Source organism: Bilophila sp. T19-St14 (assembly GCF_059728385.1).
The window spans coordinates 2,688,916-2,715,847 of the sequence record NZ_BAAGFT010000001.1; the positions used below are offsets into that span (position 1 = coordinate 2,688,916).

Genomic DNA, 26,932 nt, shown 5'->3' on the forward strand with positions numbered 1-26,932 from the left:
TTGCGGAAAAAGGCGCAAGTGGATACCGTAAGAGAAAGCGGAACGCCGGGCTGCGTTCCGTGGGATGGGGCGTTTTGCCCATACCGCAACAGATGGAGGTTTCCATGCGTCGTCTTTTTTTGTCCGGCCTGATGGTTCTGGCTTTTTCCTTTACCGCGTTCGCCGGTGTGGATGTGAGCAAACTCCAGCTTCCCGGCGACATCACGCAGGCACAGGCCGATACGGTCATCAAGGGCGCCCTCGCCAAAGCCAAAGAGCAGGGCGTGCCCATGAACATTGCCGTCGTGGACGCCGGGGGGAACCTGAAGGCCTTCACGCGCATGGACGGGGCCTTCCTCGGCAGCATCGACGTTTCCATCGGCAAGGCCCGTACCGCCCGCCTGTTCAACATGCCGACCTCCGCCCTCGGCGCGGCTTCGCAGCCCGGCAAGGAGTTGTACGGGATTGAAGTCACCAACAACGGGCTGGTCATTTTCGGCGGCGGCGAACTGCTCAAGAACAAGGACGGCGTCATTGTCGGCGCTATCGGCGTGAGCGGCGGCAGCGTGGCTGAGGATACCAACGTAGCCAAGGCTGGCGTCGCGGCGTTCAAGTAGTCGGCTGCATACAAAAACGGGAAGGGGGCCGGGAATAGGCAGGTGCGCTTGCCGCCCCTCCGCAGCCCCTTTCCTTTAACAGCCCTTTTTTCTCTCCGCAGCCGAAATGGAGCCGATAGCCGGGATCCGTCGGGTCGCATCCCATAATGGGGACGGGTAGGTGAAGGTTTCCGGCGGGTTTTCCGTCAGGCAGGGCAAAGGCATGTGGGCCGGAAGGTTCCCATGCCTTTGCCGTTTTTTGGGCGTTCAATCCGTGCCGTGGAGCTTGGCGGCGGTTTCTTCGTCCAGAATCGTGCGGAGTTCACGCAGGAATCCGTTGCCCTTGAAGTATTCTTTTCCGTAGCCGAGGTTGAACCGGTAGTCGAAATTCGCCGGGTTGCATCCCATAATGGGGGCGGGTAAGTGAAGGTTTTCGGCGGGGTTCCCGTCAGGCAGAACAAAGGCATGTGGGCCGGAAGGTTCCCATGCCTTTGCCGTTTTTTGGGGCGTTCAATCCGTGCCGTGGAGCTTGGCGGCGGTTTCTTCGTCCAGAATCGTGCGGAGTTCGCGCAGGAATTCATTACCTTCAAAGTATTCTTTTCCGTAGCCGAGGTTGAACCGATAGCCGGAATCCGCCGGGTCGCATCCCATAATGAGGGCGGGTAGGTGAAGGTTTTCGGCGGGGTTCCCGTCAGGCAGAACAAAGGCATGTGGGCCGGAAGGTTCCCATGCCTTTGCCGTCTTTGGGGCGTTCAATCCGTGCCGTGGAGCTTGGCGGCGGTTTCTTCGTCCAGAATCGTGCGGAGTTCGCGCAGGAATTCGTTGCCCTTGAAGTATTCTTTTCCGTAGCCGAGGTTGAACCGGTAGTCGAAATCCGCCGGGTTGCGCCCCTGATTGTGCTGGATGATGGTTTCCGCCTTGTCCAGCGCCTTGACGAGCCGGGCTTCCGGGGTGGCGTTCGCATTGTATTCACGCCACAGGGCCAGCAAGGATTCGGCTTCCCGTTCGGGGAGCAGGGAAAAGGCCTTGTGTACGGCCCGGCTTTCCTCGTCGTTTTTTTCTTGCGGGTCTGGGCACAGGGCCGCCGAAATATCCCCGCCGTAGAGTTCGCCCATGTCGTGGATAAGGCTCATCATAAGCACTTTTTCCCTGTCCAGTCCGGGAAGGCGTCCCGCTGCGAGCCCGGCGAACAAGGCCAGCCGCCACGAATGTTCAGCCGTGCTTTCCCGCCGTCCGTCGTGTGCCCATGCCGTGCGGGTGACGGCCTTCAGCCGTTCGGCTTCCTTGATGAACCGCAGATAGTGTTCGATGAAGTCCACTGGTGTTTCCTTGGACGTCCCAGTCAGGCCAGCTCTTTTTTGAGGTAAAGCATGTCCGTGAGGAGAACGCCGTTTTCGTAGATAGGTTCGGGGTAGTTGTCGGTAAAGAACCCGGTGACGGTGTGCGAGGGCGTGAAGCCGAGCCGGGTGTAAAAGGCCACGCCGCTGCCTGAGGTTCCCACATACATCGTTTGGAAACGTGCCGCATAGTATTTGAACAGGGCCGCCATCAGACGGGTCGCGTGCCCCTGCTTTTGGAATTGGGGATCGGTGGCGAGGTTTTTGAGTTCGCAGGCCGTATCGGAATACGGGGTGACCACAGCCACGCAGACGGGCGCGCCGCCGATGGAGAGGACGTGCATATCCCCGGCTTCCAGATAGCGATCGATCATGGCTTCGCAGGGATCCGCGAGCAGAAGGAGCGGGAGGTACTGTTTTTTGTCGGCCTTGATGGTCTGGAAGGTGGTCATTGTTGCGCCTCGAAAAAAGGTTGGCGGCATTTCCGCCCGTGAGGAAAAAGGAAAGCGCCTGCCGTCCCGAAAGGGGCGGCGGGTACGGAAAAGGGGGAGCGGCGTACCGCGCGGGGAAAAGCCCGCAGGGTATACCGTCCCCCTCGTTAGGTCGGATGGGGTGCCTTATGCCAGAGCCAGCGAACCTTCGTAGGCGGGCCGCTTTTCGCGGGCCTTGCGGTTTTGGGCCTCTTCAAGGGAGAGGTCGATGAGCTGGAGCGCCCGTTCGCTTTCCGCCTTGCGCAGGAAGGCGTTGTTCAGTTGATGGCCTGAGCAGCAGATTTCAAACTGGCCCTGAATGGGCATGCCGAGCATGGCCATGTCGCCGATGAAGTCCAGCACCTTGTGGCGGACGAATTCGTCCTTGTAGCGAAGCCCCTCAGGATTCATGACGCCGTTGTCGTCGAGCACGACAACGCTTTCCAGGGAGCCGCCGCGGGCGAGGCCGTGGCTGTGCAGGTATTCGACATCCTTGAAGAAGCCGAAGGTGCGGGCGTTGGCTACGCGGGCGAATGTTTCCGGGGTGACTTCCATGCTGAAGCGTTCCCGGCCGATGGCCGGATGGGGAAAGTCGATGGTGCAGTCCACGCGGAACCCGGCATAGGGGAGCGCGCGGATATACTTGTTGCCGTCACGCAGCTCCAGAGGGCGGCTGATGCGCATCACCTTGCGGGGCGCGGGCAGCTCACGGATGCCGGCTTCGGCGAACAGCTCCAGAAACGCCGCAGCGGAACCGTCCATAATCGGGATTTCACCGCCTTCGACGCTGATGATCAGGTTGTCGATGCCAAGGCCAAGTACGGAAGCCAACAGGTGTTCCACCGTGGAGACGGTGGCCCCGTTCGAGCCGAGAGTGGTGGCGAGCACCGTCGTGGCGACGGCTTTGGGGGCGGGACTCACGCGGCGGATGCCATCCGGGGTATGGATGTCAAAGATGATGCCCGTGTTGGCCGAAGCGGGACGAAGGGCAAGGTACACCTTGTTGCCGCTGTGCAGGCCAATGCCGGAACAAGTAACGACGCGTTGAATAGTAGTCTGGTTCATGGAATCCCTCCGCTCTAACCTATAGCAAGAAGCGGGCCAAATTCTTTATTTTTGTATCTCCCTTGAACAATATGAAAAAAATGTATTGTGACAAAAAAACAATCGTGTCTTTTTCACAACACTGTGGCCCTCAAGCCGCAGGCTTCCGGGCGCTCGCCACGCGATCGCGTCCCGCCAAATCTTTGAGAATGAAGACGTTTTCCCATCTGTGGCTTTCAAGCAACACTTTCAGGGCAGCGCCTTGCGCATAGCCGTGCTCCATAAGCAGCAGGCCGCCCGGTTTGAGGGCCACGAAAGCCTCTTGAGCCACGGCTATCAAGTGTTCCAACCCTTCCGGCCTGTCTGGGGAAATGGAAGGGGCGGGCTTGTGTCCGGCGCCGTGATCATGATGGTGGTCATGGCTGGGGATTTTATCCGAGTCCACAAAATTCGGGATGAGCGCCGTGACGGGTTCAAAATCACGGACTTCGGCGGAGAGCCCTTCGTATTCGGCCTTGCCGACATAGGGCGGGTTGCTGACCAGCAGATCCAGCGATTCCGGGCGCAGGAGAGGCCGGGTGAAGTCGGCGCGGACGGGTTGGAGCCGTTGGCGGACATTGTGACGCACGGCGTTTTGGCAGGCTACGGCCAGTGCGCGGCCTGACAGGTCGACCATGAGGCCGTGCCAGTCGGGGCGTTCCGCGCACAGGGTCACGGCGATGCAGCCGCTGCCCGTACCCAGATCCGCAAAGCTGACGGGGCCGCCGCAGCCTTTGAGGGCCGCTTCGATCAGGTGTTCCGTTTCAGGGCGGGGGATGAGGGTGGCGGGCGTGACCCGGAAGTCCCTGCCGTAGAATTCGCGCTGGCCGAGGAGGTAGGCGGCGGGCTCGCCATCGGCCCGGCGGCGGAGCAGGCCGGTCATGCGGGAAAGCTGATCGCTGGTGAGGAGGGTTTCCGGGCGGGTGGCGAGTTCCACGCGGCTGATGCCGCAGACGTGCTGGAGGATGAGTTCGGCGGACAGGCGCGGCGAGTCCACTGCGGCCTCTTGCAGCGTGCGGGTCGCTTCGCGGATCCAGCCGGATCGGGAAAGTTCAGGCATGGGCGTATCCTTTGGGGGTGAAAGGTGGGGGAGGGGAGAAGGGGCCTTTCTGAAGAAAGCCCCCTTCTCCCCTCCCCCACACCCCCTCCTCTCATCCCCCAAAGACTTTTGACTGGTGGGGAGGCGGCGCGGAGGGAGTTCCTGTTGGAAAAAGGGTAGGGGAGGGCATACCGCAACCGTAGGCAGGGCTTCCCCTTTTGGACGGAAAGAACAGGGGAAGCCTGTTTTGGGCCACATAACGGAGAGTCCTCTAGGCTGTACCGTCGTTTAATATATAACTGTTTGAAATTTTTAAATAATGTTTTTGTAGATTGAAAATAGTTTAATAATTTCAATAGATTATATCTAATTGGCGGCATGGCCTAGGCCAGTACGGAGGGCAGTTCCGCCAGCGTGACGCAGGTGATGCCCATATTTTTCATATCGCGGATATTGGTTGCGGCGATTTCGTCCGTTTGGGCGGAGCAGGCGTCCGTGACCACGATGGTGTTGTAGTCATGGCTCATCGCATCCGTGGCGGTTCCCCGGACGCAGTTGGGGTATTGCGTCCCGGCGATAAGCAGCGTGTCGATCTTGAGGCGCCGCAGGATCATGTCGAGTTCCGTCTGGAAGAACGCGCTGAAACGGAGTTTGCGCAGGATGGTTTCACCCGGCAGGGGCGTGAGCCCATCGACGATCTCGGCGCCTTTGGTGCCGGGGACGCAGATGCCTGCCCCTTGGGTAAACAGCGGCGCACGCCCGATCTCCACATCGCTTCCATCCCGGCGGTGCTGGCGGATCACGTGGATCACGCGCCAGCCTTCCGCGCGTGCGCGGTCGAGCAGTTTGCGGATGGTGGGTACGGTGGCCTGCGCGCCCTTCACGCACAGCGGGGCTTCGGGAAGGACGAAATCGTTTTGCATGTCGATGATGACGAGGGCAATGTTCATGATGGTTCCTTGGCTGCGTGTTTGGCTGCCGTTCTTCCGGCAACGAAGGGGACATCAAGAAGAGACGTTTCTCTTTACGATAGGATGTCGAACAGGTATAGCCCTTTTGCTGAAGAATTTTTAAGAGGTAATAAGCATGAAGGAAAAAATATTGCCCGGTCTCTTTTTTGGGGTGAGCGTGCTCTGCGGTCTTTTGTACAATCCGGAAGTCTTCAGCACTGCCCGTGGTTTTCAGTTGATATACTTTGGATTTTTATACGCGAGCCTGTTCCTTTTCTGCTCATTGCTGTTCGCCCGTTGGAAAAAGGTAGGGGCTGTCGGCATTTTCCTCCTGCATGGCATCGGGTTGGGATTGACGTATTTTTATTGGGTATACGGCAGAATCCTCACCTATGATGTCCTTGCCGCCATGCTTGAGGCCAACGCCTTTGAAATAAAAAGTTTTTTGAGTATCCCTCTCGTTTTCACAGCCATCTTGGCCCTTGTGGTTTCCGCAGCCCACGCCTATCTGCTGCGTTTTGTCCGCATAAGCAATAAAAAATGGATTGCCGGTTTGCTTCTCTTGGTTTCGGCTTTTCTGATTTTGAAAGAGGGAGGAAAGCTCTATATTGACAAAACGGATCCGGAGTCTCCCCTCAGGACGTATCTGGGAACGCGCAACATTGTCCCTCTGTCCTTCTTTTCTGTTTTCAAGACGTATTGGGTAGAGGAGGAAAAATCACAGCGTTTGGCTTCGTTGCCTTCGCCGGCGGATTTGCCCTCCGAATGTGGGGCTGACAAGCCCATCGTTGTCCTCGTGTTGGGCGAAAGTGCCCGTGGCGATCATTTCAGCCTGAACGGATACCAAAGGAAGACGAACCCCCAACTGGAACAAGTAAGCCATATCATTAACTTGGGGATTGCCCGTTCCTTCGCCGTGCAGACGAGAAACTCGCTCATCGGCATGCTGACGAACGCCACGGAGGAAAACAGAGTCCCTACGATGGGGAGTTTTATCCCGCTATTCAACAAGCATGGCTTCATGACGTGTTTTTATTCCAGGCAGAATAGGCTTGGCCGTTCAGGGCATTTGACGGACGCCCTCATCGGATCATCGAAAGAGATACGGTACTTTCATTCCCCTACGGATCAGGATTTGTTGAAAGAAACGGAACCGTTGTTCAAGGCATATCCGAACGGCCTGCTGCTGTTGCTCCATACGACGGGATCGCACTACGATTACCGTGGAAACTATACGGATACATTCAAGGTTTTTGTTCCGGATGAGTATACGCCCGAATCAATGATGGCGCACCGGCAGAATGTCATCAATGCGTATGACAATACAATCGTCAAGACGGATGATTTTCTTGCGAAACTCTACGCGCAGTTGAAAGGCTATGACGCTATTGTGGTGTATGTATCCGATCACGGGCAATTGCTTGGCGAACATGGAAGGTTTTTGCATGCAATAGGCGGGACGGGAACGGAATACCCGGAGCAGAAAAATATCCCTTTCTTCTTTTGGTACAGTGAGTTGTTTGCCGAAAAGCGTGGAGATGTCGTTGCGGCGCTTAAACAGGCTGCTACATCAGGGAAAACTTTTACGCATGACTACTTATACCATACGATAATAGCCTTGGGAGGCATCCGTTCCAAAGCCGTAGAGCCTCAACTGGACATCACAGGGATGGGATCTCTCGATTGATTTCAAGGGCTCTGTCATGCATCTGGTTGTTTCATATCTACAATATACTGAATCTCCAGTTTTTTCTCCAGTTTTCGCTGACGGGCTTCATGATTGGGGCATTTTATTGGTTATTCCTTTGGAATTTCAAGGAATAAAGCATCAGCCGTTTTCGGGGGATGCCTTTCACTGCGCTGGAAGTGCGGCCGTATTCACGGCAGCGAATGCTCCGCTGAAACAGGGGCAGATGAACGACCTTTGATTGCTGTATCAGCCGGAAATTTAACACAGCCTTAAAATATGGCTCTGTTATAGCATGTAGTTGTTTCATCTCCACAGTGCGGTGAAAAGTATAGCTTTTTTCTAGTTTTCTCCTTGGCGGGATCTACGGCTAAGGCATTTTTCCGGTTATCCCTTTGGAGTTTCAAGAAAAAAGCATCAACTATTTTCTATAACACAGCCTTCCTGAACCATACCCGTATGGAAATTGTGGTAATCGGGAAAGCGGCGAACAGGGATTCGATAAACGTGAAAGTCTTGGGAAGGAGAGGGGTGGGGTTTGGGGAGGGGGGAGGAAACCTTTCTCCAGAAAGGTTTCCTCCCCCCTCCCCAATAATAACAAAATCCCCCGGCAACATGGCGCTGCCGGGGGATTGATTCAGCTAGGCTGCGAGGGCCGTGCTAAGCCGTGGCTTAGTACATGCCGCCCATGCCGCCCATTCCACCCATATCGGGCATGGCGGGCATGTCCTTCTTGGGTTCGGGCTTTTCGGCGATGGCGCATTCGGTGGTCAGGAGCAGGGAAGCCACGGAAGCGGCGTTCTGCAGGGCGATGCGGGCCACCTTCTTGGGATCGATGACGCCGGCCTTGATGAGGTCTTCGTATTCGCCGGTAGCGGCGTTGAAGCCGAAGCCGTCCTTGCCTTCACGAACCTTTTCCACAACCACGGAACCTTCATGCCCGGCGTTGCCGGCGATGAGGCGCAGGGGTTCTTCAAGGGCGCGGCGGACGATGTTGAGGCCGGCCAGTTCGTCGTCATCGGCGGGCTTGATGTCGTCGAGAACCTTGATGCAGCGGACGAACGCGGTGCCGCCGCCGGGGATGATGCCTTCTTCAACGGCGGCGCGGGTCGCGTTGAGGGCGTCTTCCACGCGGTCCTTCTTTTCCTTCATTTCGGTTTCGGTAGCCGCGCCGACATGAATCACGGCAACGCCGCCCACCAGCTTGGCGAGGCGTTCCTGAAGCTTTTCGCGGTCGTAATCGGAAGTGGTTTCTTCGATCTGGGCGCGGATCTGCTTCACGCGGGCCTTGATTTCGTCGGACTTGCCGGCGCCGTCAACGATGGTGGTGTTTTCCTTGTCGATGACCACGCGCTTGGCGGTGCCGAGCGAGGACAGGGGCAGGCTTTCCAGCTTCACGCCGCGTTCTTCAAACACGGCTTCGCCGCCGGTGAGGATGGCGATGTCTTCGAGCATGGCCTTACGGCGTTCGCCGAAGCCGGGAGCCTTCACGGCCACCACGTTCAGGGCGCCGCGGAGCTTGTTCACCACGAGGGTGGCCAGGGCTTCGCCTTCGATGTCTTCAGCGATGATCACCAGAGGACGGTTGACCTTGGCGACCTGTTCCAGCACGGGGAGCATGTCCTTCATGCTGGAGATCTTCTTTTCGTTGCAGAGGATGTAGGGGTTGTCCAGTTCGCAGACCATCTTTTCGGGGTTGGTCACGAAGTAGGGGGACAGATAGCCGCGGTCGAACTTCATGCCTTCGACGACGTCCAGCGTGGTTTCAAGGCCCTTGGCTTCTTCAACGGTGATGACGCCTTCCTTGCCGACCTTGGCCATCGCTTCGGCGATGATGTTGCCGATGGTGGCGTCGGAGTTGGCAGAAATGGTGCCGACCTGAGCGATTTCTTTCTGATCGCGGGTGGGCTTGGCGATGTTGCCGAGTTCTTTGGAAACGGCTTCAACGGCCTTGTCGACGCCGCGCTTGATGGCCATGGGGTTGCGGCCGGCGGCCACGAGCTTCACGCCTTCGCGGTAGATGGACTGGGCGAGCACGGTGGCGGTGGTGGTGCCGTCGCCGGCGATGTCGTTGGTCTTGGAGGCCACTTCGCGCACCATCTGGGCGCCCATGTTTTCAAACTTGTCTTCGAGCTCGATTTCCTTGGCGACGGAAACGCCGTCCTTGGTGATGACGGGGGCGCCGAAGGACTTTTCGATCACGACGTTGCGGCCCTTGGGGCCAAGGGTCACCTTGACGGCGTTGGCGAGCTTGTCCACGCCGCGGGACAGTTTTTCACGGGCTTTGGCGTCAAACAGAATTTCTTTGGAAGCCATGAGAGTATCCTCCAGAACTATCTATAAAAAATAAGAATTGATGTTTCAGTCGCAGCGGCAAAAACGGGGCTGCTTAGGCAATGATGGCAAGGATGTCGTCTTCACGCATGACGAGATGCTCGGCGCCGTCGATTTTGACTTCGGTGCCGGCATACTTGTTGAAGAGGACCATGTCGCCCACCTTCACAGCCATGGGAACGAGCTTGCCGTCGTCGGCATGCTTGCCGGGGCCCACGGCGACCACTTCGCCCTTGGAGGGCTTTTCCTTGGCGGTGTCGGGGATGTACAGGCCGCTGGCGGTACGTTCCTCGGATTCGAGGCGCTTCACAAGAACACGGTCATTCAAAGGTTTCAAACTCATGACGACTTATCCTCCAAAAAAGGTATTTTTTTGTTGCAACCAGCCCCGTCATCATCGGACTGCCTGCGGGGAATCCCTGCAAGCCATCCGAAATGGCGGACGTATCCCCGATATAGCGGAAGAGGCCGCTCGTTTCAAATCGGGATGGACGCTCGCCGGGGGGGTAAGCCTTGCAAGTGGGCCGTGGTGTTCCGGCCTCTCGTGGCATTAAATAATTCCCCTGCGCGCGTTGGGAAGGGGGGAAGGAGGATTTTTTTTGCATTTTTTCCTCTTTTTTAATAACTGCCGGTAAATAATAGCTCTTTTTGCCGCCTAGCCGGGGCGGCTCCTTTATCCCCCTTGCCATATCCTTAAAAAGAGGATTATAAACGGAATTCGCGCCCGCTGGCCTGCACGAACCCTTCACCTAAGAGCAACCGCACGTGGGCGAACCTGCAAAGTACACCAATCCGCTTGACAGGTTGCGGAGAAGGGGGTACTAATCCCTTCTCTTTTTTCGGAGGTTCTTAATGTACGCGATTATCGAAACGGGCGGCAAGCAGTTCCGCGTTGAAGAAGGCACCAAGATCCTCGTGGATCGCATGGCTGCCGACGTGAACAGCGAAGTGTCCCTCGACAAAGTGCTTATGGTTGGTGGGGCCGAACTGAAGATCGGCGCGCCCTATGTTGAAAATGCCAAGGTGACGGCCACTGTGCTGGATCACGTTCGCGGCGATAAGATTCTTGTCTTCAAGAAGTGGCGCCGCAACGATTCCCGCAAGCTGCAGGGCCATCGTCAGGACTATACCGCCATTCAGGTGAAGGCCATCGAAGCCTAAGCCCGAAGTGTAAGGAGATCCCCTCATGGCACATAAAAAAGCAGGCGGCAGTTCCCGCAACGGTCGCGACAGTAACGCACAACGCCGCGGCGTGAAGCGTTTTGGTGGGCAGCCCGTTCTCGCTGGCAACATCCTCGTTCGTCAGCTCGGCACCGTGATCCATCCCGGCGAAAACGTGGGCATGGGCAGCGACTACACCTTGTTCGCCAAGATCGACGGCACGGTGAAGTACGAAACCTATGTTCGCAAGCGCAAGATCCAGAAGCGCGTCCACATTCTGCCTTTCGAAGCTCCCGCTGCCGAATAGTTCGCAGAAAAGACGATTTTTCAAGGGAAGGGGCCGTCAGGCTTCTTCCCTTTTGGTGTATGCGCCGTCTCCGGGCGGAGGGTGCCTTTCCCTAAGGGCAGGCCCTTCCCGCCCCGTTTTCCCGAAGATGGCCCGGCCTTCCTTCCCCGTTCCTTTTTCATTCCACAAAAAGGCGTTTCCCCTCCTCCGCATTGCGCAAGGCTCAAGGAGATGTGATGGACAAGATGTTTGTGTTCGCCGTCCAGTTGGGGATACTGGCCCCCTTTTGGCGCAGCATGCAGGCGTTGTTGTGGGCCAATTCCGGCAGGGTGCCCGAAGGGGCGTTGTGGAATATCGTTTACTGCGGAGGGCCGCTCCTGATGGCCTGCGCCCTTGCCCGGTGGCGGATGCTCAAAGGGAAGGAATTTTTTTCCCTGATTCAGGCCGTCTGCGGCGTCTTGCTGGCGCTGCTCGTCTCAACGGTTTTCGTCTGGGTGGGGACGCCTGAGCGGGGGATGCCGCCGGTATCCGCGTACGGTTTGGCGGTTGACGGCGTGCTCTATGCCGTCGGGCTGGCCTTGGCCGTGTTCGTCTGCAAGAGGCGGCTTTTGCAGACGGGCGGCAGCGATAGATAATTTTATGGTAAGGAACAGGATATTTATATGCGTTTTGTGGATGAAGCTGTGATCAGCGTTAAGGCCGGCAAGGGCGGGAACGGCTGCGTATCGTTCCGGCGTGAAAAATTCGTACCTCGCGGCGGGCCGGACGGCGGCGACGGCGGCGACGGCGGCAGCATCATCCTGCGCGCTGATTCGCGCCTTTTGAGCCTGTACGACTTCCGCATCATGCGCCACTACGAGGCGCAGAACGGGCAGGGCGGCATGGGCAGCCAGCGTTACGGGCGCAAAGGCGAGGATTTGATCCTCAACCTGCCCGTGGGTACGCTTGTATTCGAGCAGACCCCCGAAGGCGAGCATATGCTGGCCGACCTTGCGGAAGCGGGCGACGAATATCTGGTGGCGCGGGGCGGACGCGGAGGCAAGGGCAACGAGCATTTCAAGTCCTCGACCATGCGTGCCCCCCGTTTTGCGCAGCCCGGTGAACCCGGCGAAGAGCGCAACCTGCGCCTTGAGCTCAAGATCCTTGCGGACGCGGGGATCATCGGCCTGCCCAATGCGGGCAAGTCCACCTTCATTTCCCGCATTTCGGCGGCCCGGCCCAAGATTGCGGCCTACCCCTTCACCACGCTGACGCCCAACCTCGGCGTCGTGATCGACGAGTACGATCCCGATCAGCGTATGGTGGTGGCGGACATCCCCGGCCTCATCGAAGGCGCCAGCGAAGGGCAGGGCCTTGGGCACCGCTTCCTCAAGCATGTGGAGCGGACTCGTTTTCTCGTCCACATCCTCAGCATTGAGGACGTGAACCCCGAAGAGAACCCTTGGGCGGGCTTTGACCTTGTCAACGATGAGCTGAACGCCTTTGATGAAGAGCTTGGCCTGCGCCGCCAGTTGCAGGTCATCAACAAGATAGACCTGCGCACGCCTGAGGAAGTGGATGCCCTCCGCGCCATCGCCGCGAGGGACGGGCGAGAGGTTTTCTTCATGTCCGCGGATCAGGGCGAAGGCGTTGAGGAGCTGCTTGCCGCCATGTGGCGTCTCCGCGCCGAAATGGAAGCCCACGCGCCGCTGCTGCACTATCAGGAAATGGTTCTTGAAGACGAGGAGTTCCCGGACATCGAGGTGGTGTACACCCGCGAGACGGATTAGTTGGATATTTTTTCTTGGGGAAGGGGAGGGGAAACTTTCTGGAGAAAGTTTCCCCTCCCCTTCCCCAAACCCCATCCCCTCCTCTTCAAAGATTTTCGACTGGTGGGGAGGCCGCGCGGCGGGAGTTCGTTCCGGCCGGGGGAAGATGGTTCTTTTCTTCATGGCTCTGTCATAGTACATGGTTGTTTCATCTCCACCGCACTGTGAAAATACAGCCTTTTCTCCAGTTTTTCCCTTGGCGGACTTCATGACTGAGGCATTTTGTTGGTTATTCCCTTGGAACGTCATAGAAAAAGGCATCAACCTTTTTCTATGCTTCATCTATAGTGGATAATGATGAGCTCGTTTCGGTCTGGGTGAGAAGAGGGGATGGAGGCGTCCGGCCCAGAAACCTGATCAAAGTCCGTTCCGGCTGGGTGGGGAAGAGGCAAGAGTTTTTATTGCATTATGAAGGGCGGGAGAGCTTCCCGCCTTTTTTGTTGTAGGGACAAGGAGCCGGGATGTTCGCTTTTTCGGTGATTTTTTTAAAATGTATTTTTTAGGCTCTGTTATAGTATGTGGTTGTTTCCCATCTCCACAGTGCGGTGGAAAATACAGCCTTTTTTCCGGTTTTCCCCTTGGCGGGAGCTGCGGCTAAGGTATTTTTCTGGTTATCCTTTGGAACTTCAAGGAAAAAAGCGTCAACCATTTTCTATGACACAGCCATTTTTTAATTTGGCGCTGTCATAGTACGTGGTTGTTTTTATTAAAACAACACATTGAAAATATAGATTTTTTTCAAATTTCTCCTTCGGTGGGCTTCATGGCTGAGGCCTTTTGTTGGTTATTCCCTTGGAGCGTCAAGGAAAAAGGCATCAACCTTTTTCTATGACACAGCCTTTAATTATTGTTGAAATACGGCGTTCATTGCAGAAGTGGATGTCTCAAGGGCCGGGGACTGGCGTTTGAGGGGAATTTGTGGTGTAACCGGGGTGTTGTGCAGACCATTAAGCCGGGTCAAGGGGCGTCGCCCCTTGTGGGTACAAGCCCGCCGGAGGCATCATACGGAGTACATCATGAACTGGCAGGAAGAACGGGACGCGACGCTGCGCGAGGCCCGATGCGTAGTGGTCAAGGTTGGATCGGCGGTTCTCAGCACCGGTTCCGAACTGAACCTCCCCGTACTGGACAATCTGGTCGATCAGCTTGCCGTGTTGAGCCGTCAGGGGCGCCGCGTGGTGCTGGTGTCTTCCGGGGCCGTGGCCGCCGGGCGGACTGCACTGAAGAAGCTGCCCGGCGAACCCGTTGCCGTGGGGTTGAGCGGCAAGCAGGCCGCCGCCGCGGTAGGGCAGGGGCGGCTCATGCACCTGTATGACAACGCCTTTGCCGAGCGGGGCATCCTGACGGCGCAGGTTTTGCTGACCCGTGACGATCTCAAGAACCGTACTCGGTTCCTCAATATCCGTAATACGTTCAGTGAACTGCTGGGCTGGGGCGTTATCCCGGTGGTCAACGAAAACGATACCGTGTCCGTCAACGAGCTCAAGTTCAGCGACAACGACAACCTCGCCAGCCTGCTCATCAATCCGGTGGAGGCCGATTTGTTCGTCAACCTGACGACCATCGGCGGCGTTCTGGACGCCAACCCGCTGGAAACCCCCGACGCCGCAATCATGCCCTGCATTGAGGACATCCGTTCCCTCAATCTTGATGCCCTGTGCGGCGGCAAGACTTCCGTGGGCACGGGCGGCATGTACTCCAAATTGCTTTCCGCGCACCGGGTGGCGCAGCTCGGCGTGCCCACCGCCATCCTGCCGGGCTGCGAACCGGACGTCATCCCCCGCCTGTTCGCTGGCGAGGCCATCGGAACATGGGTGCGGCCCGAACAGCGCACGGTTTCCCGCCGCAAATACTGGCTGGCATATCAGGCCGATCCGCAGGGGACGCTGTACCTCGACGCGGGCGCGGCGGATGCCGTCAGAAATCACGGCAAGAGCCTCCTGCCCGGCGGCATTACGGAAGTTCACGGCAGTTTTGAGTCGGGGGCGCTCGTGCGGCTCGTGTTTGGCCGCGAAACGGTGGGCGTGGGCCTGAGCAACTATAATGCGGCGGATCTGCTGCGTATCAAGGGGCTGAAAAGGCATGAGGTCGCCGCCATTCTCGGCGACGCGCATTACCCCGAAGTGGTGCATCGCGACAATCTGTTGCTGGATGCGGCCTTGTAGCGTACAAAAAACGGAGGCGTCCGTTTCCCGACGGCGTCATTGCATTTTTAAGGAGTGACCATGTACATCGTAACAGGCGGTGCGGGCTTCATCGGGAGCGCCATGATCTGGCGGCTCAACGAAGCGGGCATCGACGATATTCTGGTTGTGGACAATCTGGCTTCCAGCGAGAAATGGCGTAACCTCGTCAACCGTCGGTACCGGGACTACGTGCACCGTGACGAATTCCGGCGCATGGTGCAGGAAGGCCGTGCCCCGCAGAAGGTTGAAGCCGTCATCCATATGGGGGCGTGCTCGTCCACCACGGAACGCAATGCCGATTTCCTGATGGACAACAACCTGCACTACAGCCAGATGGTCTGCCGTTACGCCCTTGAGCAGGGCGCGCGCCTCATCAATGCGAGCAGCGCGGCGACCTACGGTGACGGTTCGCACGGCTTTTCCGACAGCCTGCTGACCACGCTGTCCCTGCGCCCCCTCAATATGTACGGTTATTCCAAGCAGATGTTCGATCTGTGGGCCTACCGCGAGAATTTGCTCAAGAGTATCGCCAGTGTGAAGTTCTTCAATGTTTACGGCCCCAACGAGTACCACAAGGGCGAGATGAAGAGCGTAGCTTGCAAGGCTTTCACCGAGCTGCGCGAAACCGGTTCGCTCCGCTTGTTCAAGTCGGATCGCCCGCAGTATCCCGACGGCGGCCAGATGCGCGATTTCGTGTATGTGAAGGATTGCGTCAACGTCATGTTCTGGCTGTTGGAGCATCCCGAAGCCAACGGCATCCTGAACATCGGTTCAGGCAAGGCCCGCACATGGAACGATCTCGCCAATGCGGTGTATTCCGCGATGGACAAGATCCCGGACATCAACTACATCGACATGCCCGCCACGCTGAAAGGCCGCTATCAGTATTACACGCAGGCGGACATGGCGTGGTTGGAACGCCTCGGCTGCGGCATTCAGTTCCACAGCCTTGAGGACGGCGTTTCGGACTACATCAAGAACTATCTGATGAATCCCGATCCGTACTTGTAGGAACGGGAAGGGAAGAAAGTATGTTGGGGAGGGGAGGGAAGAACTTTCTGTAGAAAGTTCTTCCCTCCCCTCCCCAAACCCCTCCTCTCCTATCTCAAAGACTTTTGACCTTATCGAATCCCTTTTGCAGGTTTTTTCTGTGGCTGTGAGGCGTTGAGTAGAGTAAAGAGCCTTATTGGGGGTTGACCATATGAAAAAAGGCGAGGAAGTAAATGCTTTCTCGCCTTTTGTTTTTGGCTGTGTTTGTAGGAAACGCTTGATGTTTTTTCTTGAAGTCCCAAAGGAATAAAACCAATGACATGCCTCAGCCATAGAGCCCGCCAACGGGAAAACGGAGAAAACTCTTTCTTTTTACTCTGCTGTGGAGATAGAGCAACCACATCCCCTGACAGAATCTTATTTTTTTGGCTGTGTTATAGAAAATGGTTGATGCTTTTTCCTTGAAGTTCCAAAGGGATAACCGGCAAAATGCCTTATCAGTGAATCCAGCCAAGGGGAAAACTGGAGAAAAAGGCTGTATTTTCACCGCACTGTGGAGATAAAACAACCATAAACGATAACAGAGTCTTTCTCTTTATCAACCGTAAACTTGAACAGAGCCTATTTTTTTGATGCGGAACCGGGAAGGTAGGTCGGGTAAACGGGGCTGAGTCGTCCCTATTGAATCCTTCTTACAGATTTTTCCTGTGGCTGTGAGGCGTTGAGCAGAGGAAAGAGCCTTATTTGGGTTTGACCGTATGAAAAAAGGCGAGGAAGTAAATGCTTTCTCGCCTTTTGTTTTGGCTGTGTTTGTGGGAAATGCTTGATGTTTTTTCTTGAAGTTCCAAAGGAATAAAACCAATGACATGCCTCAGCCATAGAGCCTGCCAACGGGAAAACGGAGAAAATTTTGCCTTTTTACTTTGCTGTGGAGATAGAGCAACCACATCCCTTGCAGAATTTTATTTTTTTGATGCGGAACCGGGAAGGTAGGTCGGGTAAACGAGGCTGGGTCGTCCCTATTGAATCCTTCTTGCAGATTTTTTCTGTGGCTGTGAGGCGTTGAGTAGAGGAAAGGATCATTTTTTAGGTTATGCCGTCATTTTATATATAACCATGTGAAATAATTAAAATATAATCTTTTACAGCTTTAAAGCAGTTAATGATTTAAATAGATTATATCTAATTGGTGGTACGACCTGGGTTTGACCATATGAAAAAGGCAAGGAAGCGCATGTTTCCTTGCTTTTTGTCTTTTTGATGTGGAACCGGGGGACGTAGGCCGGTAAACGGGATTGGGCCGTCCCCCAGATCGTCACTGACCCTTACGAAAGTCTTTGGGAGGGGTGGGGGAGTTTGAGGGGGCGGGGAGGGCTTTCTTCAGAAAGTCCTCCCCGCCCCCTCAATCATCTCTTCTCTTCAATCGCTAGAACTTATAGCCGACGGATACGGCGGCAATGTGGCTGCGCCCATTGTGGGAGCGTCCTTCCAATATGCCATCGGCACTGGACTTATCGTAGCTGAGTTCCTTGATGATCAGGTAACCGTAAGCAAGGTCAACAGTCCACTGATCCCAGTTGAAGCCCACACCGGCGGTGATGCGGTGACGCCCGTTGCTTGGGGTCATGTAGTCACAGGTGCTGTCCTTCATCGGGCTGGTTTCAAAAACATAGCCGCCGCGCAGGGTCAGCCAGTCGAGCGCCTTGTATTCGGCGCTGATGTTGAAGCCCCACGTGTCGCGCCAGTTTTTGGGGCTGTACTGCGTGCCGTACTGAGGATTATCCACGTGGATGTTCAGGGAGCGGTAGTTGCTCCACACGGTATAGACGGTTCCGGCTTCAAAGCTCAGGGTTTCCATGGGCTTCCACATCACGCCGAAGGAAATGGTGTCGGGAAGGTTCAGGTTGCCGTGCAGATCGGAATTGGGCAGGTTGACAGGGAGCTGTCCAATTCCAGGAATGTTGGCGATATGATTCTTTTGATCAAATTCCACATGCCCACGCACGGCCTGCTTCACGCGGCTGCGGTAGGTCAGGCCGGCGGCCCATTCGTCGTTGAATTTGTAATGTGCGGCGAGGTTGAAGCCGGGGGCGATGCTGGAACCGGTGAGCATTTGGTGCTGGTTCCCTATCATAGCAATGTCGGTATCTTTCTTCATGAGCATGGTGGCATACATGAATTCGAGGCCCACGGCGAGGGAGAGGTTATCATTGATTTTGAAGGCAAGGTTGGGGTTCAGTGAAACGGTCTTGAGGCTGACATATTCGAGGTTGTTGTGTCCCGGCCAGTTATTGGGGTAGGAGTTGCCGAGGCCGAAGCGGGAGAAGATGCCGATGCCGCCCCAGAGCTTGTCGCTGAACTGGTGGGTGAGGTAGGCGTGCGGATTTACCCATGTATGCTTGTCCACGTCGGTGGAACGGCCGATGCCGAAGTGGTCCACCGTGTCGACGGTTCCGGAAGGCTGAATGGCGGTCATGCCCACCATCATCTGGGTACCGGGGAGCTGGGTGATCCCGGCGGGGTTCCAAGCCACGGCGGAGGGATCGTCCGCGCGGGCAACCATGCCGCCGGCGAGAGCCGTGCCTCGGGCGCCGAAGTCGGACAAGGCGAACCCTTCCGCTTGGGCTTTTCCAGTAAGCTGGGGGGCCGCCAACAGGCAGGCGGCAAGCAACAGGGAGGCAATCCGTTTCATAGTCTTCCTTGCTTTGTAAGAGGTTGACGTGTAAAAAACAGCCGTAGCAAAAAGACAAAAAGCGTCGGTGGTTGTCGATGCTTTTTGTCTTTAAACGGTAAAAGACCCATTTTTTTATCAGAAATAATGCTGAAATGCTAGCCGATTTTCCGGTTTGGCGTTTTGGGGGTTCCTTTTCAACTTCGGGGTGTGCATGGTTTCCGCCTCTTCTCCGCTTCTTGATTTTCGTGGCGTAAGCCGTTCGTTTACCGTGCGGCAGGGTGTGCTTGGCAGGGTGCGGGGTGAGGTTCGCGCGGTGGACGGCGTATCGCTTTCCATACGGCGCGGCGAGACGCTCGGCTTGGTGGGCGAGTCCGGGTGCGGCAAGTCGACATTGGCGCGCATGGCGGTGCGGCTCCTTCCCCCGACGGGCGGGGAAATCCTTTTCGACGGCGAATCCGTGTTGCCCGGCGTGCCGGGGCGTGATGACACGTGGTATTCCCGTCGGTTGCAGATGGTTTTCCAAGATCCTTTTTCCTCGTTGAATCCCCGTTTGAAGATCGGCACATCCGTTGCCGAGCCGCTGATGGCTATAGGCGTGCCGCCTGCGGAGCGTCGGGAACGTGTGGGCGAAATCCTGCGCCGTGTGGGGTTGCAGCCCGAACACGCCGGGCGTTACCCCCATGAATTTTCCGGGGGCCAGAGGCAGCGCGTGGCGATTGCGCGGGCGCTGGTGACCCGCCCGGAACTTGTCGTCTGTGATGAGGCTGTGTCGGCCCTCGACGCTTCGGTTCAGGCGCAAGTGCTGAACCTGCTGAAAGAGGTTCAGGCTGATTTCGGGCTGACGTATTTCTTCATTTCACATGACTTGTCGGTCGTGGGCTATATGAGCGACCGGGTGGCGGTCATGTACTTGGGGCGTATCGTTGAGCAGGCCGATAGGAATACCTTGTTCGGTTCGGCGGCGCATCCGTATACGAAAGCCCTTTTGGCCGCCGCGCCCGTACACGATCCCGCAAAGAGGCGTATCCGGGCTTTCCTGCCCGGTGAACTGCCGAGCCCCTTTTCGCCGCCCACGGGGTGCGCGTTCCATCCCCGATGCCCGCAGGCAATGCCCCGCTGCCGCGAGGAAGCCCCGGAACTCCGGGAAATCGCGCCGGATCATCTGGCCCGTTGCCATCTGTATGGATAGCGCCTTGTTGGAGTGACAAAGAAGGCTCTGTCACAGCATGGGGTGTTTCATCACCACAGCGCGGTGAAGCAGCCTTTTCTCCCGTTTTTCCCTTGGCGGGATCCACGGCTAAGGCATTTCGCCGGTTACTCCTTGGGAACTTCAAGGGAAAAAGCATCAACTATGTTCTATGCACAGCCACGAAGAAAAGCCCCTGTTTCTGACGGAACAGGGGCTTTTCTTCGGATGGGCTACTGGACGATGCCGGGGGTGAGGCCGGGGATGTCGTCGGTACCGGAACCGCCGGTTCCGGGAATGCCGGTCTTGAAGTGCCGGAAGGCAAGCCCGCCTGGTGTTTCAGGGGTGGAGGAATAGGCCCCCGAAAATATCCCGGCATGATCATGGACACCGGATACGGGAATGCCTTGGGAGGTTGCAATGGTATAGTCATCTATCTTTATGGCGAGAGCCGGGTTGACGTATCCCCAGATGACACGGCGGAAGGCCGGACGCTGCCCCTGTGGGAGATCGTTCGAGGGCTGGGTGTCCGTGAGGGAAGGCCAATATGTTTCTTCCATAACATTGTTGCTGTCTTGGAATGCGATCCAGCCTTGGATGCAGTTCTTGTTATCCTGTTCCCACACGCGGACGACAAGGGTTGTCGTACTGTCCTTCTTGAGGATTTCCTCTGTAGGGATGCCGTAGGCGAGGCATGTGAGGGCATGTTCCGGCTTGCCGTCATCGGCATGCCACAACAGGATGCCGTCGCGCAGCGTGCGATCCGCCGCGTTTGCGTACAGGTAATCATAGGTGCCGTAAGGATCATCGGGGATATAGACGTTCGGTTGACGGTAGTGGATGGAATCATTGGGCTGATAAGGGGATATGGCCCCATAGCCTCCCGGAAGGAGGGCCGGGTTCACCGGGGATCGCGTTACGCCCGTGTCGGTGCTGCCATAGGCTCCCGGAGCAGTGGGGTACTGTATATACCCTGTGGTCACCTTGCCGGAGACGACCCCCATGCCGAGGCTGGAAACGCCGTATGAGGTCAGACCGTCGCCATCGGCGCCGCCCGGTTCTGGAATAAGATGCGTTCTGAACAGAATCCCGGCAAACAGGTTTGCCGAGGCATGATGGTACGGCATGACCGATGTTTGGATGAGGATGTCGTTGTTTGGCGTTTCGGCTGTTTTTTCTTCAGTGATGCCGGCGAACCAAGAGTCGTAGGTCGTATGGTTTTTTCTGGTGTTCAGGAAATGATCCGGTGTGGCTCTTTCATGCCCTTGTACGGACAGCCCTTTTTGGCCTTGAGCCGTCCCGATGCGTCCGAGCCTGTTGCCGCCAAAAATGGCTTCCGCGTCGTCTTCGTTTTGGAGCGGGCTTGATGTTTCCGGCATTTCCTGTACGCCGCCGTTTCCCGATCCGCCGGAACCGCTGGCCGGGCGCAGCGAGCTTCTTCCGTTCGTGTGCCATACCAATGCGGCCCGTGCGCCGTTGGCGGTCTGGGCTTCGCTGACCACGCGGATGTACTGCCCAAGGACGAGTTCCTTGCCTTCGCCGAGTTCCGGGTAAGAAGAGCCTGAGACGGGGCGGACGCCCTCGAACGTGTAGGTGGAACCGGATTTGGACAGGCGTTCGTAGGTAAGCCGTTTCGCGCTGTCGGGATTGAGCGTTGCCCCGCCTTTGTCCACGACGCCGATCAGCCCGCCGGTTTCGGGAAAGTAGTCAAAGTCGTTTGTTGCCGTGCTGACGGAAATGGCCGTTCGCGTCTGTGTAGGGTATGTCGGTGTCCCCCGCCCGATGAGGTACGCATCCGCGTTGGGCGTGAGCGCCGTAGCCTCTCCGAAAGAGTATTCCGCTCTGCTGGCTGTACCCGGCTTGGCGATCAGGAGAAGTTCGCGCGTCCCGGATGGGGCTTCCGGATACCAGCCGGAACCTCCCGTCAGCAGCGTCCCCGCCTCTGAGGTGCGGAACCACGAGGGGAACAGCTTGAGCGAGATGGCCCCGCCCGCGATGGAAAAGGTTTTTCCGTCCAGCGCATTATCCGCCAAAGCCATGAGCTTTGCTCCGGTATCGGCTTTCGCCGCCTGCACCCGGACGATTTCCTTTCCCGATTCCGCGAGGTAAGAGGCTTGCACCGTTTCCTTGGCGTCCAGCCCGGCCATGACGGAGCCGGTCATGAGCGAAACCGCAGCCATGCCGAACAGGGCCAGAATGATGATCCCGCCTATGATGGTCAAAAGGACGCTTCCGCGTTGCGGCGTCTGCATGGGGAGCCTCACTCTTTGGCGGGGGGTGTGTTGCGTGGGGCGACGGAAAGCGTCCATGTGGCTTGCCGTCCGGCGAGTTGCCGGGTCAGCACGATGCCGATGGAGGAAGGGCCTGTCCCGTTCGAGCTGAAACGGCATGAGGCTACGTCTGAAAGGAGCACTTGCCCGTCAATGAGCAGCTTGCCCCCGGCCTCTTCGCAGTTGATGGTTGTTTGCGTGCCGTCCGCCCTTGTGAATGTGACGGAAGGGCTGTCTTTGAAAGGGGCTTCGGGAAAATCGGCGGCTCCCGCCAGCTCTTTCCAAAGGCGGATGAGGGCCAGCTCAGCCTGCATATACGATGCCCCGGCCTCACGCACCCGTGTGTATCCGCTGAGGGCCGTGCCGAACCCTGAAAGCACGAGCGAGCCGAGCACGCCGAGGATGATCAGCGTGCAGACGGTTTCCAGCAGTGTAAAGCCCCGTTCCGGGGCGCGGGCGTCAGAACGCACGGGAAAGCTCCACGGAGCCGCGCCTGACGGTGATCAGCAGGTTTTCCCATTCGCAGCCGGGCGGTGTCCAGAGTTCCGCGGAGGCATCCCTGTCTTTCAGGAAGGTGTTGAAGGCTGAATCGTCGGCGAGTTGCCCCGCGGTTTTTTGCTGCATGGTTTCCGTGTTGAGGTAGGCGATGCATTCTTCCAGGACGCTGGCGGCTTCCGTCAGATCCCTGATCTGCCCGGCACTTTCGGCGCTTCCGCGCAAGGCCGTGGCGATGGGCTGCGCCGCCATGAAGCCCATGATTGCCATGAGGATAATGGCGACGATGGCCTCAATGAGGGTAAAGCCGCGCGCGTTCATTGGACGAACCCCGTTTCCGCGAAGAGGGTGAGCGTGATCCCGCCGCCGAAATCGAAAGCCCATGCTTGGTTGGGGGCGGAAGTGAGGGGTGGGGGAGGGCAATGGAGGATGTCCGTCCCGTTTTGTTTTTCAAGGCTGCCTTCGCCGCAGGCGCGCCCCGCCGCGTCGAAGCAGAACGCAGCCGGGGGGCTGCTCTGGATGGGGGTGGAAGGCGTATAGTCCTTGAGCAGTGTGGGCAGGGTTGGGCTGCCTTTCATGAAGAAGCCCACCTTGCTTTTCCCTACGCTGACGCATTGTCCGCCGCCCATCGCCATGCCTTGCGCACGGGCATGGACGAGCCGGGAGAGGAGCCTGTCCCGTTCCGCGCAGGCGGTTATCCCGTCATGGCCCCGGAAGGCCGAAACGCCGAGGGAGGCCAGCACGCCGAGCACGACAAGCACGGAGACGATTTCAATCAGGGTAAACCCGTTGCGGGAGGGTGGCTGCATGGCATCTGTCACTGTTGGGGGATGAGCTTTTCCAGCGCCTCCCGGTTCTGTTCCAGCAAGGTGCGGAAACGGATCTGCGCGTAGCCGTCGCCCGTGGCTCGTGCTCGGTATAATTGCTTTTCAAGCTGCCCCCGTTCCTTTTGCAGTTGTCCGATTTGCTGCCGGAGCCTGTTCCGGGCTTCAGCGGCGGCCTCTTCCCGTTCGGCGGATGGCTGATGCTCAAGGCCCGGCCTCCCAAGGGGGGCAACAGGGCCGGGCTGTGCGGCTGAAGGCTGCGGCGAGAACCGGTACTCCTCCACTTTGCCCGCGGGCGGTTTGGAGGGCGGCGTTTCGCTGATGTGCGTGACTCCGGAGGCATCTTTCCAGATGTACATCTGTTGAGGGGCGGCATTGGCTGGGGAGGGGGTTGGGGGCAGCGTTTCCCGTATGCCGGACACCATGCGGGACAACGGCACACCGCCTGGGGGCGTGCCGTCCACGATAAGCGGTTCCACCCCGCACGCCAGTGTGAGCAGGGCAAGCCATCCGAGGGAGAGATGCGTGCGTTTTTTCATGGGCGGCCCTTTTCCCTTGGCGTCGCCGGACAGGTGCGGGACACGCTCCTTGTCTTTTGACGGGAGGCTCGTTACGGTTGGAAATAGTGGTAACACAGGCCGTTCCGAAAGACGAGAGGCCCAGGCCCTTGTGAGACATTCGCTGCTGCAATGAGCGAAGCATTTCAACTATATGAAATTCAAAATGAATTTTTTGGAAAACCATCGAAAAGGTGAATGTCTCAGGCCATTATGGTTGGGGTTCCCCGTACGGGCGGGCCTCGTTCTGGGGTGCTGCCTTTTGTGCGTCTCAGGCGCTGGGGCCGCCGAATCGTCCAAGCTGAAGGTCGTGGTGCGGCCTCCCATCAAAAAAACGCTTCCACAGCGGCCCCACGCTGCCCGCCCGGAGGCCCGGCCAGTTCAATCGGCGGAGCCGTTGCCTGCGGAGTCCGTGGCCATTTACCGGCATGTGGGGAAGGACGGAACCGTTTTTTTGACGAACAGGCCGGATGGTGACGGGAGATACCGGCTTTTCGGGCGGTTCAGCACCGGGCGGCTGATGCGCGCCGTGGGGCCGGACGGCGTGGCGCGGCTTGCGGAACGGTATGCCGGGCGGCATGGGGTCGAACCCCGGCTGATCATGGCGATCATCAAGGTCGAATCGGGATTCGACGCCAAGGCTGTCTCTTCGGTCGGGGCCAGCGGGCTCATGCAGCTCATGCCCGGCACGCAGCGGCATCTTGGGGTGCGCGATGCGTTCAATCCCGATGAAAATGTGGAGGGCGGGGTACGCTATTTCCGATCCATGCTGGATCGGTACGGCGGGAATGTTTCGCTGGCTTTGGCGGCGTATAATGCCGGGCCCGCCAATGTGGACAAGTACGGCGGCATCCCTCCGTTTGAGGAGACCCGCAGTTACGTGCGCAAGGTGCTTGCGCTGTACGCTACCCCGTGATGAATCCGATCCACCAGTCGAAGATTTCCTGTCCGGCGATGATGTGTACGAACGCGCCGAGGCTCAGGAACGGGCCGAACGGGATGGGCATTTCGCGCAAGGGCGCTTCGTGGGGCATCAGGCAGGCGACGAGCAGGAAGGCGGCAAGGGCCGAGACCCCCGCGACCAGCGTGATCAGCGGCAGGCCGAGCGGCCCGCACAGGACGCCGAGCATGAGCATGAGTTTGACGTCGCCGAACCCCATACCGTCCACGCCGCGCAGGTGTTTGAAGATGAGAAGCACGGCGAGGAATGTCCCGCCGCCCACAAGACCGCCGAGGAGCGCATCCGCCCAGTCCATGCCGAGGGCGAAGATGGCGGCGGGCACGGCCAGCGCGGTTCCGCCGAGCGTGATGCCGTCGGGGAGGATGAAGCATTCCAGATCGATGCCTGAGGCGACGATGAGCATCCCCGTGAACGCGAGATAGACGGGAAAGGCAAGCGTGGGGCCGAAGCGCCATGCCAGAAGGCCGGACGTCAGGCCGGACAGGAGCTCGACGAGCGGATACCGGATATGGATGGGCTTGCGGCAGCGGGCGCACTGGCCGCGCAGCAGCAGATAGCTGAGGACGGGGACGAGTTCCCAGAAGCGGAGGCGCTGTCGGCAATGTGGGCAATGGGAAGGCGGAAAAAGGATGGATTCGCCGCTGGCGTACCGATGGATGCAGACGTTGTAAAAGCTGCCGAGCAGGAGTCCGAGCAGCGTGGCGGCGGGGATGAACAGTTCGGGATGCAGCAATTCCGGGGGGATGGTCTGGTACACGCGGAGCCTTCCTTTGGCATGCCCGATCGGGCAACGGTGCGCGGGCTGCCGGTAAGCCTTTTGCTGCCGGGCCCAGCATGTTGTGGGCATGTTCACAAATGGCGGGCGGGCCTTCAGCGGAGATGGCAGGATCTTCCGTCTCGCGTATTTCATACGCACCTTGTTCCTGCCGAGATGTACCAAGAACCGGGCGCTCCGGCAACAAAAACCGTGCGGGAAGGTCATGCATGGCAAAAATCGACAGTCTTTTTCATTTGTTGCACGCCAATCACGGTTCGGATTTGCACCTTTCGGCGGGCAATCCGCCGCTCCTGCGCATTTATGGGGATCTCGTGCGGGTGGACGCTCCGGCTGTCACGGCCGGGGAACTTTTGGCCGTACTGCGTGAAATGGTTCCCATAGAGCGCGTACGGGCATTCGAGCGGACGGGCGATCTGGACTTCGCCTATGAAATTCCGGGGCTGGCGCGTTACCGTGCCAACTTTTTCCGGCAGAACCGCGGCATTTCCGCGGTGTTCCGCGAAATCCCGCAGCGCATCGGCACGGTTGAGGAACTGGGGCTTCCGATCATGCTGCGCGAGCTGGCCCTGCTGCCCAAGGGCCTCGTGCTTGTGACCGGCCCCACCGGGAGCGGCAAGTCCACCACGCTGGCCGCGCTCGTGGATTATGCGAACACCAAGCGCCGCGACCATATCATTACCATTGAAGATCCCATCGAATTCGTGCATCAATCCAAGGGCTGCCTCGTGAACCAGCGCGAGATCGGGCGCGATACCCTTTCGTTCGGCACGGCGCTGCGTTCCGCACTGCGCGAGGATCCCGACATCATCCTTGTGGGTGAAATGCGCGATCTCGAAACCATTTCCCTCGCCCTCGAAGCGGCGGAAACGGGGCATCTCGTGTTTGCGACCCTGCACACCATCTCCGCGTCCAAGACCATCGACCGCATCATCGAGGTCTTCCCGCCGGAGGAACAGGCGCAGATACGGACGAGCCTTTCCGAGTCGATTCAGGCGATCATCGCGCAGACGCTGTTCAAACGGGCCGACAAAAAGGGCCGGGTGCCCGCGCTGGAAATCCTGTTCGGCATCCCGTCCGTGCGGAACATGATCCGCGAGAACAAGACGTTTCAGTTGCCGAGCGTTTTGCAGACCAATCGCAATGTGGGGATGCAGACGATGGATGACGACATCGAACGCCTGCTTATGCGGCGCATCATCGCGCCTGAGGCGGCCCTCATCCACGCACAGGACAAGGGGCGTATCCGTGAGGCCATCGGGAAGTTGAAATAGCGCGGAAGGA

General features: G+C 58.0%; 28 protein-coding genes. 12 read left to right on the forward strand and 16 right to left on the reverse strand.

The annotated features are described in order from the left end of the window. Nucleotides 1-104: 104 nt before the first annotated feature. A complete protein-coding gene (locus AC6I1V_RS11395) occupies nt 105-596 on the forward strand; it encodes a GlcG/HbpS family heme-binding protein (protein WP_308772219.1) in 492 nt (163 codons plus the stop codon). 246 nt (nt 597-842) lie between these two features. Here AC6I1V_RS11395 and AC6I1V_RS11400 read toward each other — a convergent pair whose 3' ends face one another. From AC6I1V_RS11400 to AC6I1V_RS11430, 7 genes are all read right to left on the reverse strand, one after another. Next, nucleotides 843-983, reverse strand: a complete 141-nt coding sequence (locus AC6I1V_RS11400) for a hypothetical protein (RefSeq protein WP_486854120.1) — start codon at nt 981-983, stop codon at nt 843-845. Between the two features lie 102 nt (nt 984-1,085). Beyond that, nucleotides 1,086-1,331 carry a hypothetical protein gene (locus tag AC6I1V_RS11405; RefSeq protein WP_486854119.1) on the reverse strand — a complete coding sequence of 82 codons (246 nt, stop codon included), beginning with the start codon at nt 1,329-1,331 and terminating at the stop codon, nt 1,086-1,088. Beyond that, a complete protein-coding gene (locus tag AC6I1V_RS11410; protein ID WP_308772216.1) occupies nt 1,328-1,894 on the reverse strand; it encodes an HD domain-containing protein in 567 nt (188 codons plus the stop codon). Before AC6I1V_RS11410 ends, AC6I1V_RS11405 begins: the two co-directional genes overlap by 4 nt. 23 nt (nt 1,895-1,917) lie before the next feature. Continuing rightward, on the reverse strand, nt 1,918-2,364 hold the full coding sequence (locus AC6I1V_RS11415) for a GNAT family N-acetyltransferase (RefSeq protein WP_486854118.1): 447 nt from the start codon (nt 2,362-2,364) through the stop codon (nt 1,918-1,920). A 165-nt stretch (nt 2,365-2,529) separates the two neighbouring features. Beyond that, nucleotides 2,530-3,447, reverse strand: coding sequence for a UDP-3-O-acyl-N-acetylglucosamine deacetylase (gene lpxC, locus AC6I1V_RS11420; RefSeq protein ID WP_302551525.1), 918 nt, complete (start codon nt 3,445-3,447; stop codon nt 2,530-2,532). Nucleotides 3,448-3,577: 130 nt separating this feature from the next. Beyond that, nucleotides 3,578-4,525, reverse strand: coding sequence for a peptide chain release factor N(5)-glutamine methyltransferase (prmC, locus tag AC6I1V_RS11425; RefSeq protein ID WP_486854117.1), 948 nt, complete (start codon nt 4,523-4,525; stop codon nt 3,578-3,580). Nucleotides 4,526-4,887: 362 nt separating this feature from the next. After that, nucleotides 4,888-5,454, reverse strand: a complete 567-nt coding sequence (locus AC6I1V_RS11430) for a cysteine hydrolase family protein (protein ID WP_302551523.1) — start codon at nt 5,452-5,454, stop codon at nt 4,888-4,890. Nucleotides 5,455-5,590: 136 nt separating this feature from the next. Here AC6I1V_RS11430 and AC6I1V_RS11435 point away from each other — a divergent pair, with 136 nt between their 5' ends. Together AC6I1V_RS11435 and AC6I1V_RS11440 are read left to right on the forward strand one after the other, a co-directional pair. Next, on the forward strand, nt 5,591-7,141 hold the full coding sequence (locus tag AC6I1V_RS11435; RefSeq protein ID WP_486854640.1) for a sulfatase-like hydrolase/transferase: 1,551 nt from the start codon (nt 5,591-5,593) through the stop codon (nt 7,139-7,141). 16 nt (nt 7,142-7,157) lie between these two features. Continuing rightward, nucleotides 7,158-7,382, forward strand: a complete 225-nt coding sequence (locus tag AC6I1V_RS11440) for a hypothetical protein (RefSeq protein ID WP_486854639.1) — start codon at nt 7,158-7,160, stop codon at nt 7,380-7,382. Nucleotides 7,383-7,813: 431 nt separating this feature from the next. On the opposite strand, the gene groL is transcribed toward AC6I1V_RS11440, so the two are convergent. After that, nucleotides 7,814-9,457, reverse strand: coding sequence for a chaperonin GroEL (gene groL, locus AC6I1V_RS11445; protein WP_302551519.1), 1,644 nt, complete (start codon nt 9,455-9,457; stop codon nt 7,814-7,816). 73 nt (nt 9,458-9,530) lie between these two features. Next, nucleotides 9,531-9,818 carry a co-chaperone GroES gene (gene groES / locus AC6I1V_RS11450; protein WP_005030493.1) on the reverse strand — a complete coding sequence of 96 codons (288 nt, stop codon included), beginning with the start codon at nt 9,816-9,818 and terminating at the stop codon, nt 9,531-9,533. A gap of 509 nt (nt 9,819-10,327) precedes the next feature. Here groES and rplU point away from each other — a divergent pair. The 6 genes from rplU to rfaD all read left to right on the forward strand — a co-directional run bounded on the left by rplU (nt 10,328) and on the right by rfaD (nt 15,927). Further along, nucleotides 10,328-10,636 carry a 50S ribosomal protein L21 gene (gene rplU, locus AC6I1V_RS11455; protein ID WP_302551517.1) on the forward strand — a complete coding sequence of 103 codons (309 nt, stop codon included), beginning with the start codon at nt 10,328-10,330 and terminating at the stop codon, nt 10,634-10,636. 25 nt (nt 10,637-10,661) lie between these two features. Next, nucleotides 10,662-10,943, forward strand: a complete 282-nt coding sequence (gene rpmA / locus AC6I1V_RS11460) for a 50S ribosomal protein L27 (protein ID WP_005030497.1) — start codon at nt 10,662-10,664, stop codon at nt 10,941-10,943. A 215-nt stretch (nt 10,944-11,158) separates the two neighbouring features. Continuing rightward, complete coding sequence (locus tag AC6I1V_RS11465; RefSeq protein ID WP_302551516.1) at nt 11,159-11,557, forward strand: hypothetical protein; 399 nt, start codon at nt 11,159-11,161, stop codon at nt 11,555-11,557. Nucleotides 11,558-11,584: 27 nt separating this feature from the next. Continuing rightward, the gene (gene obgE / locus AC6I1V_RS11470; protein ID WP_302551515.1) at nt 11,585-12,691 is read left to right on the forward strand and encodes a GTPase ObgE; all 1,107 of its coding nucleotides are present in this window, start codon (nt 11,585-11,587) and stop codon (nt 12,689-12,691) included. A gap of 1,055 nt (nt 12,692-13,746) precedes the next feature. Then, nucleotides 13,747-14,895 carry a glutamate 5-kinase gene (proB, locus tag AC6I1V_RS11475; protein ID WP_308772237.1) on the forward strand — a complete coding sequence of 383 codons (1,149 nt, stop codon included), beginning with the start codon at nt 13,747-13,749 and terminating at the stop codon, nt 14,893-14,895. A 60-nt stretch (nt 14,896-14,955) separates the two neighbouring features. Further along, complete coding sequence (rfaD, locus tag AC6I1V_RS11480) at nt 14,956-15,927, forward strand: ADP-glyceromanno-heptose 6-epimerase (RefSeq protein ID WP_302551513.1); 972 nt, start codon at nt 14,956-14,958, stop codon at nt 15,925-15,927. A 1,405-nt stretch (nt 15,928-17,332) separates the two neighbouring features. Here the strand turns inward: rfaD and AC6I1V_RS11485 are convergent. Then, entirely contained in the window at nt 17,333-18,598 is a 1,266-nt protein-coding gene (locus tag AC6I1V_RS11485) for an OmpP1/FadL family transporter (protein ID WP_486854367.1), read from the reverse strand. Between the two features lie 193 nt (nt 18,599-18,791). On the opposite strand from AC6I1V_RS11485, the gene AC6I1V_RS11490 reads away from it, so the two are divergent. Continuing rightward, entirely contained in the window at nt 18,792-19,769 is a 978-nt protein-coding gene (locus tag AC6I1V_RS11490) for an ABC transporter ATP-binding protein (RefSeq protein ID WP_302551511.1), read from the forward strand. Between the two features lie 230 nt (nt 19,770-19,999). Here the strand turns inward: AC6I1V_RS11490 and AC6I1V_RS11495 are convergent, their stop codons facing one another. From AC6I1V_RS11495 to AC6I1V_RS11515, 5 genes are read right to left on the reverse strand one after another with little or no spacing between them, the layout of a single operon-like run. Continuing rightward, on the reverse strand, nt 20,000-22,018 hold the full coding sequence (locus AC6I1V_RS11495) for a hypothetical protein (protein ID WP_486854366.1): 2,019 nt from the start codon (nt 22,016-22,018) through the stop codon (nt 20,000-20,002). An 8-nt stretch (nt 22,019-22,026) separates the two neighbouring features. Next, a complete protein-coding gene (locus AC6I1V_RS11500; protein ID WP_486854365.1) occupies nt 22,027-22,506 on the reverse strand; it encodes a PulJ/GspJ family protein in 480 nt (159 codons plus the stop codon). After that, on the reverse strand, nt 22,496-22,852 hold the full coding sequence (locus AC6I1V_RS11505) for a type II secretion system protein (RefSeq protein ID WP_337431063.1): 357 nt from the start codon (nt 22,850-22,852) through the stop codon (nt 22,496-22,498). The genes AC6I1V_RS11500 and AC6I1V_RS11505 overlap by 11 nt, the downstream gene beginning before the upstream one ends. After that, nucleotides 22,849-23,340: a prepilin-type N-terminal cleavage/methylation domain-containing protein gene (locus AC6I1V_RS11510; protein WP_486854364.1), complete on the reverse strand. Its 492-nt coding sequence runs from the start codon at nt 23,338-23,340 to the stop codon at nt 22,849-22,851. Before AC6I1V_RS11510 ends, AC6I1V_RS11505 begins: the two co-directional genes overlap by 4 nt. Before the next feature lie 8 nt (nt 23,341-23,348). Then, nucleotides 23,349-23,990, reverse strand: a complete 642-nt coding sequence (locus AC6I1V_RS11515; RefSeq protein ID WP_486854363.1) for a DUF4124 domain-containing protein — start codon at nt 23,988-23,990, stop codon at nt 23,349-23,351. Between the two features lie 88 nt (nt 23,991-24,078). On the opposite strand from AC6I1V_RS11515, the gene AC6I1V_RS11520 reads away from it, so the two are divergent. Then, nucleotides 24,079-24,828 (forward strand): lytic transglycosylase domain-containing protein, encoded by a 750-nt coding sequence (locus tag AC6I1V_RS11520; protein ID WP_497736996.1) that lies wholly within the window; start codon nt 24,079-24,081, stop codon nt 24,826-24,828. Here AC6I1V_RS11520 and AC6I1V_RS11525 read toward each other — a convergent pair. Next, nucleotides 24,818-25,630 (reverse strand): prepilin peptidase, encoded by an 813-nt coding sequence (locus AC6I1V_RS11525; protein WP_302551504.1) that lies wholly within the window; start codon nt 25,628-25,630, stop codon nt 24,818-24,820. The two genes, AC6I1V_RS11520 and AC6I1V_RS11525, sit on opposite strands and share 11 nt — an antisense overlap. A 227-nt stretch (nt 25,631-25,857) precedes the next feature. Between AC6I1V_RS11525 and AC6I1V_RS11530 the strand changes: the two genes are divergently transcribed. Continuing rightward, nucleotides 25,858-26,922 (forward strand): type IV pilus twitching motility protein PilT, encoded by a 1,065-nt coding sequence (locus AC6I1V_RS11530; protein ID WP_302551503.1) that lies wholly within the window; start codon nt 25,858-25,860, stop codon nt 26,920-26,922. The last annotated feature ends 10 nt before the right edge of the window (nt 26,923-26,932 follow it).

Bases quoted from the DNA above. Each gene is read 5' to 3' on its own strand.
- groL (WP_302551519.1), bottom strand. From the start codon at position 9,457: ATGGCTTCCAAAGAAATTCTGTTTGACGCCAAAGCCCGTGAAAAACTG.
- AC6I1V_RS11495 (WP_486854366.1), bottom strand. From the start codon at position 22,018: ATGCAGACGCCGCAACGCGGAAGCGTCCTTTTGACCATCATAGGCGGG.
- rfaD (WP_302551513.1), top strand. From the start codon at position 14,956: ATGTACATCGTAACAGGCGGTGCGGGCTTCATCGGGAGCGCCATGATC.
- AC6I1V_RS11505 (WP_337431063.1), bottom strand. From the start codon at position 22,852: ATGAACGCGCGCGGCTTTACCCTCATTGAGGCCATCGTCGCCATTATC.
- rpmA (WP_005030497.1), top strand. From the start codon at position 10,662: ATGGCACATAAAAAAGCAGGCGGCAGTTCCCGCAACGGTCGCGACAGT.
- AC6I1V_RS11400 (WP_486854120.1), bottom strand. From the start codon at position 983: ATGGGATGCAACCCGGCGAATTTCGACTACCGGTTCAACCTCGGCTAC.
- AC6I1V_RS11490 (WP_302551511.1), top strand. From the start codon at position 18,792: ATGGTTTCCGCCTCTTCTCCGCTTCTTGATTTTCGTGGCGTAAGCCGT.
- AC6I1V_RS11435 (WP_486854640.1), top strand. From the start codon at position 5,591: ATGAAGGAAAAAATATTGCCCGGTCTCTTTTTTGGGGTGAGCGTGCTC.
- AC6I1V_RS11485 (WP_486854367.1), bottom strand. From the start codon at position 18,598: ATGAAACGGATTGCCTCCCTGTTGCTTGCCGCCTGCCTGTTGGCGGCC.
- obgE (WP_302551515.1), top strand. From the start codon at position 11,585: ATGCGTTTTGTGGATGAAGCTGTGATCAGCGTTAAGGCCGGCAAGGGC.
- AC6I1V_RS11440 (WP_486854639.1), top strand. From the start codon at position 7,158: ATGCATCTGGTTGTTTCATATCTACAATATACTGAATCTCCAGTTTTT.
- AC6I1V_RS11395 (WP_308772219.1), top strand. From the start codon at position 105: ATGCGTCGTCTTTTTTTGTCCGGCCTGATGGTTCTGGCTTTTTCCTTT.
- AC6I1V_RS11510 (WP_486854364.1), bottom strand. From the start codon at position 23,340: ATGCAGCCACCCTCCCGCAACGGGTTTACCCTGATTGAAATCGTCTCC.
- AC6I1V_RS11520 (WP_497736996.1), top strand. From the start codon at position 24,079: ATGAATTTTTTGGAAAACCATCGAAAAGGTGAATGTCTCAGGCCATTA.
- lpxC (WP_302551525.1), bottom strand. From the start codon at position 3,447: ATGAACCAGACTACTATTCAACGCGTCGTTACTTGTTCCGGCATTGGC.
- AC6I1V_RS11465 (WP_302551516.1), top strand. From the start codon at position 11,159: ATGGACAAGATGTTTGTGTTCGCCGTCCAGTTGGGGATACTGGCCCCC.
- AC6I1V_RS11430 (WP_302551523.1), bottom strand. From the start codon at position 5,454: ATGAACATTGCCCTCGTCATCATCGACATGCAAAACGATTTCGTCCTT.
- rplU (WP_302551517.1), top strand. From the start codon at position 10,328: ATGTACGCGATTATCGAAACGGGCGGCAAGCAGTTCCGCGTTGAAGAA.
- prmC (WP_486854117.1), bottom strand. From the start codon at position 4,525: ATGCCTGAACTTTCCCGATCCGGCTGGATCCGCGAAGCGACCCGCACG.
- groES (WP_005030493.1), bottom strand. From the start codon at position 9,818: ATGAGTTTGAAACCTTTGAATGACCGTGTTCTTGTGAAGCGCCTCGAA.
- AC6I1V_RS11530 (WP_302551503.1), top strand. From the start codon at position 25,858: ATGGCAAAAATCGACAGTCTTTTTCATTTGTTGCACGCCAATCACGGT.
- AC6I1V_RS11415 (WP_486854118.1), bottom strand. From the start codon at position 2,364: ATGACCACCTTCCAGACCATCAAGGCCGACAAAAAACAGTACCTCCCG.
- proB (WP_308772237.1), top strand. From the start codon at position 13,747: ATGAACTGGCAGGAAGAACGGGACGCGACGCTGCGCGAGGCCCGATGC.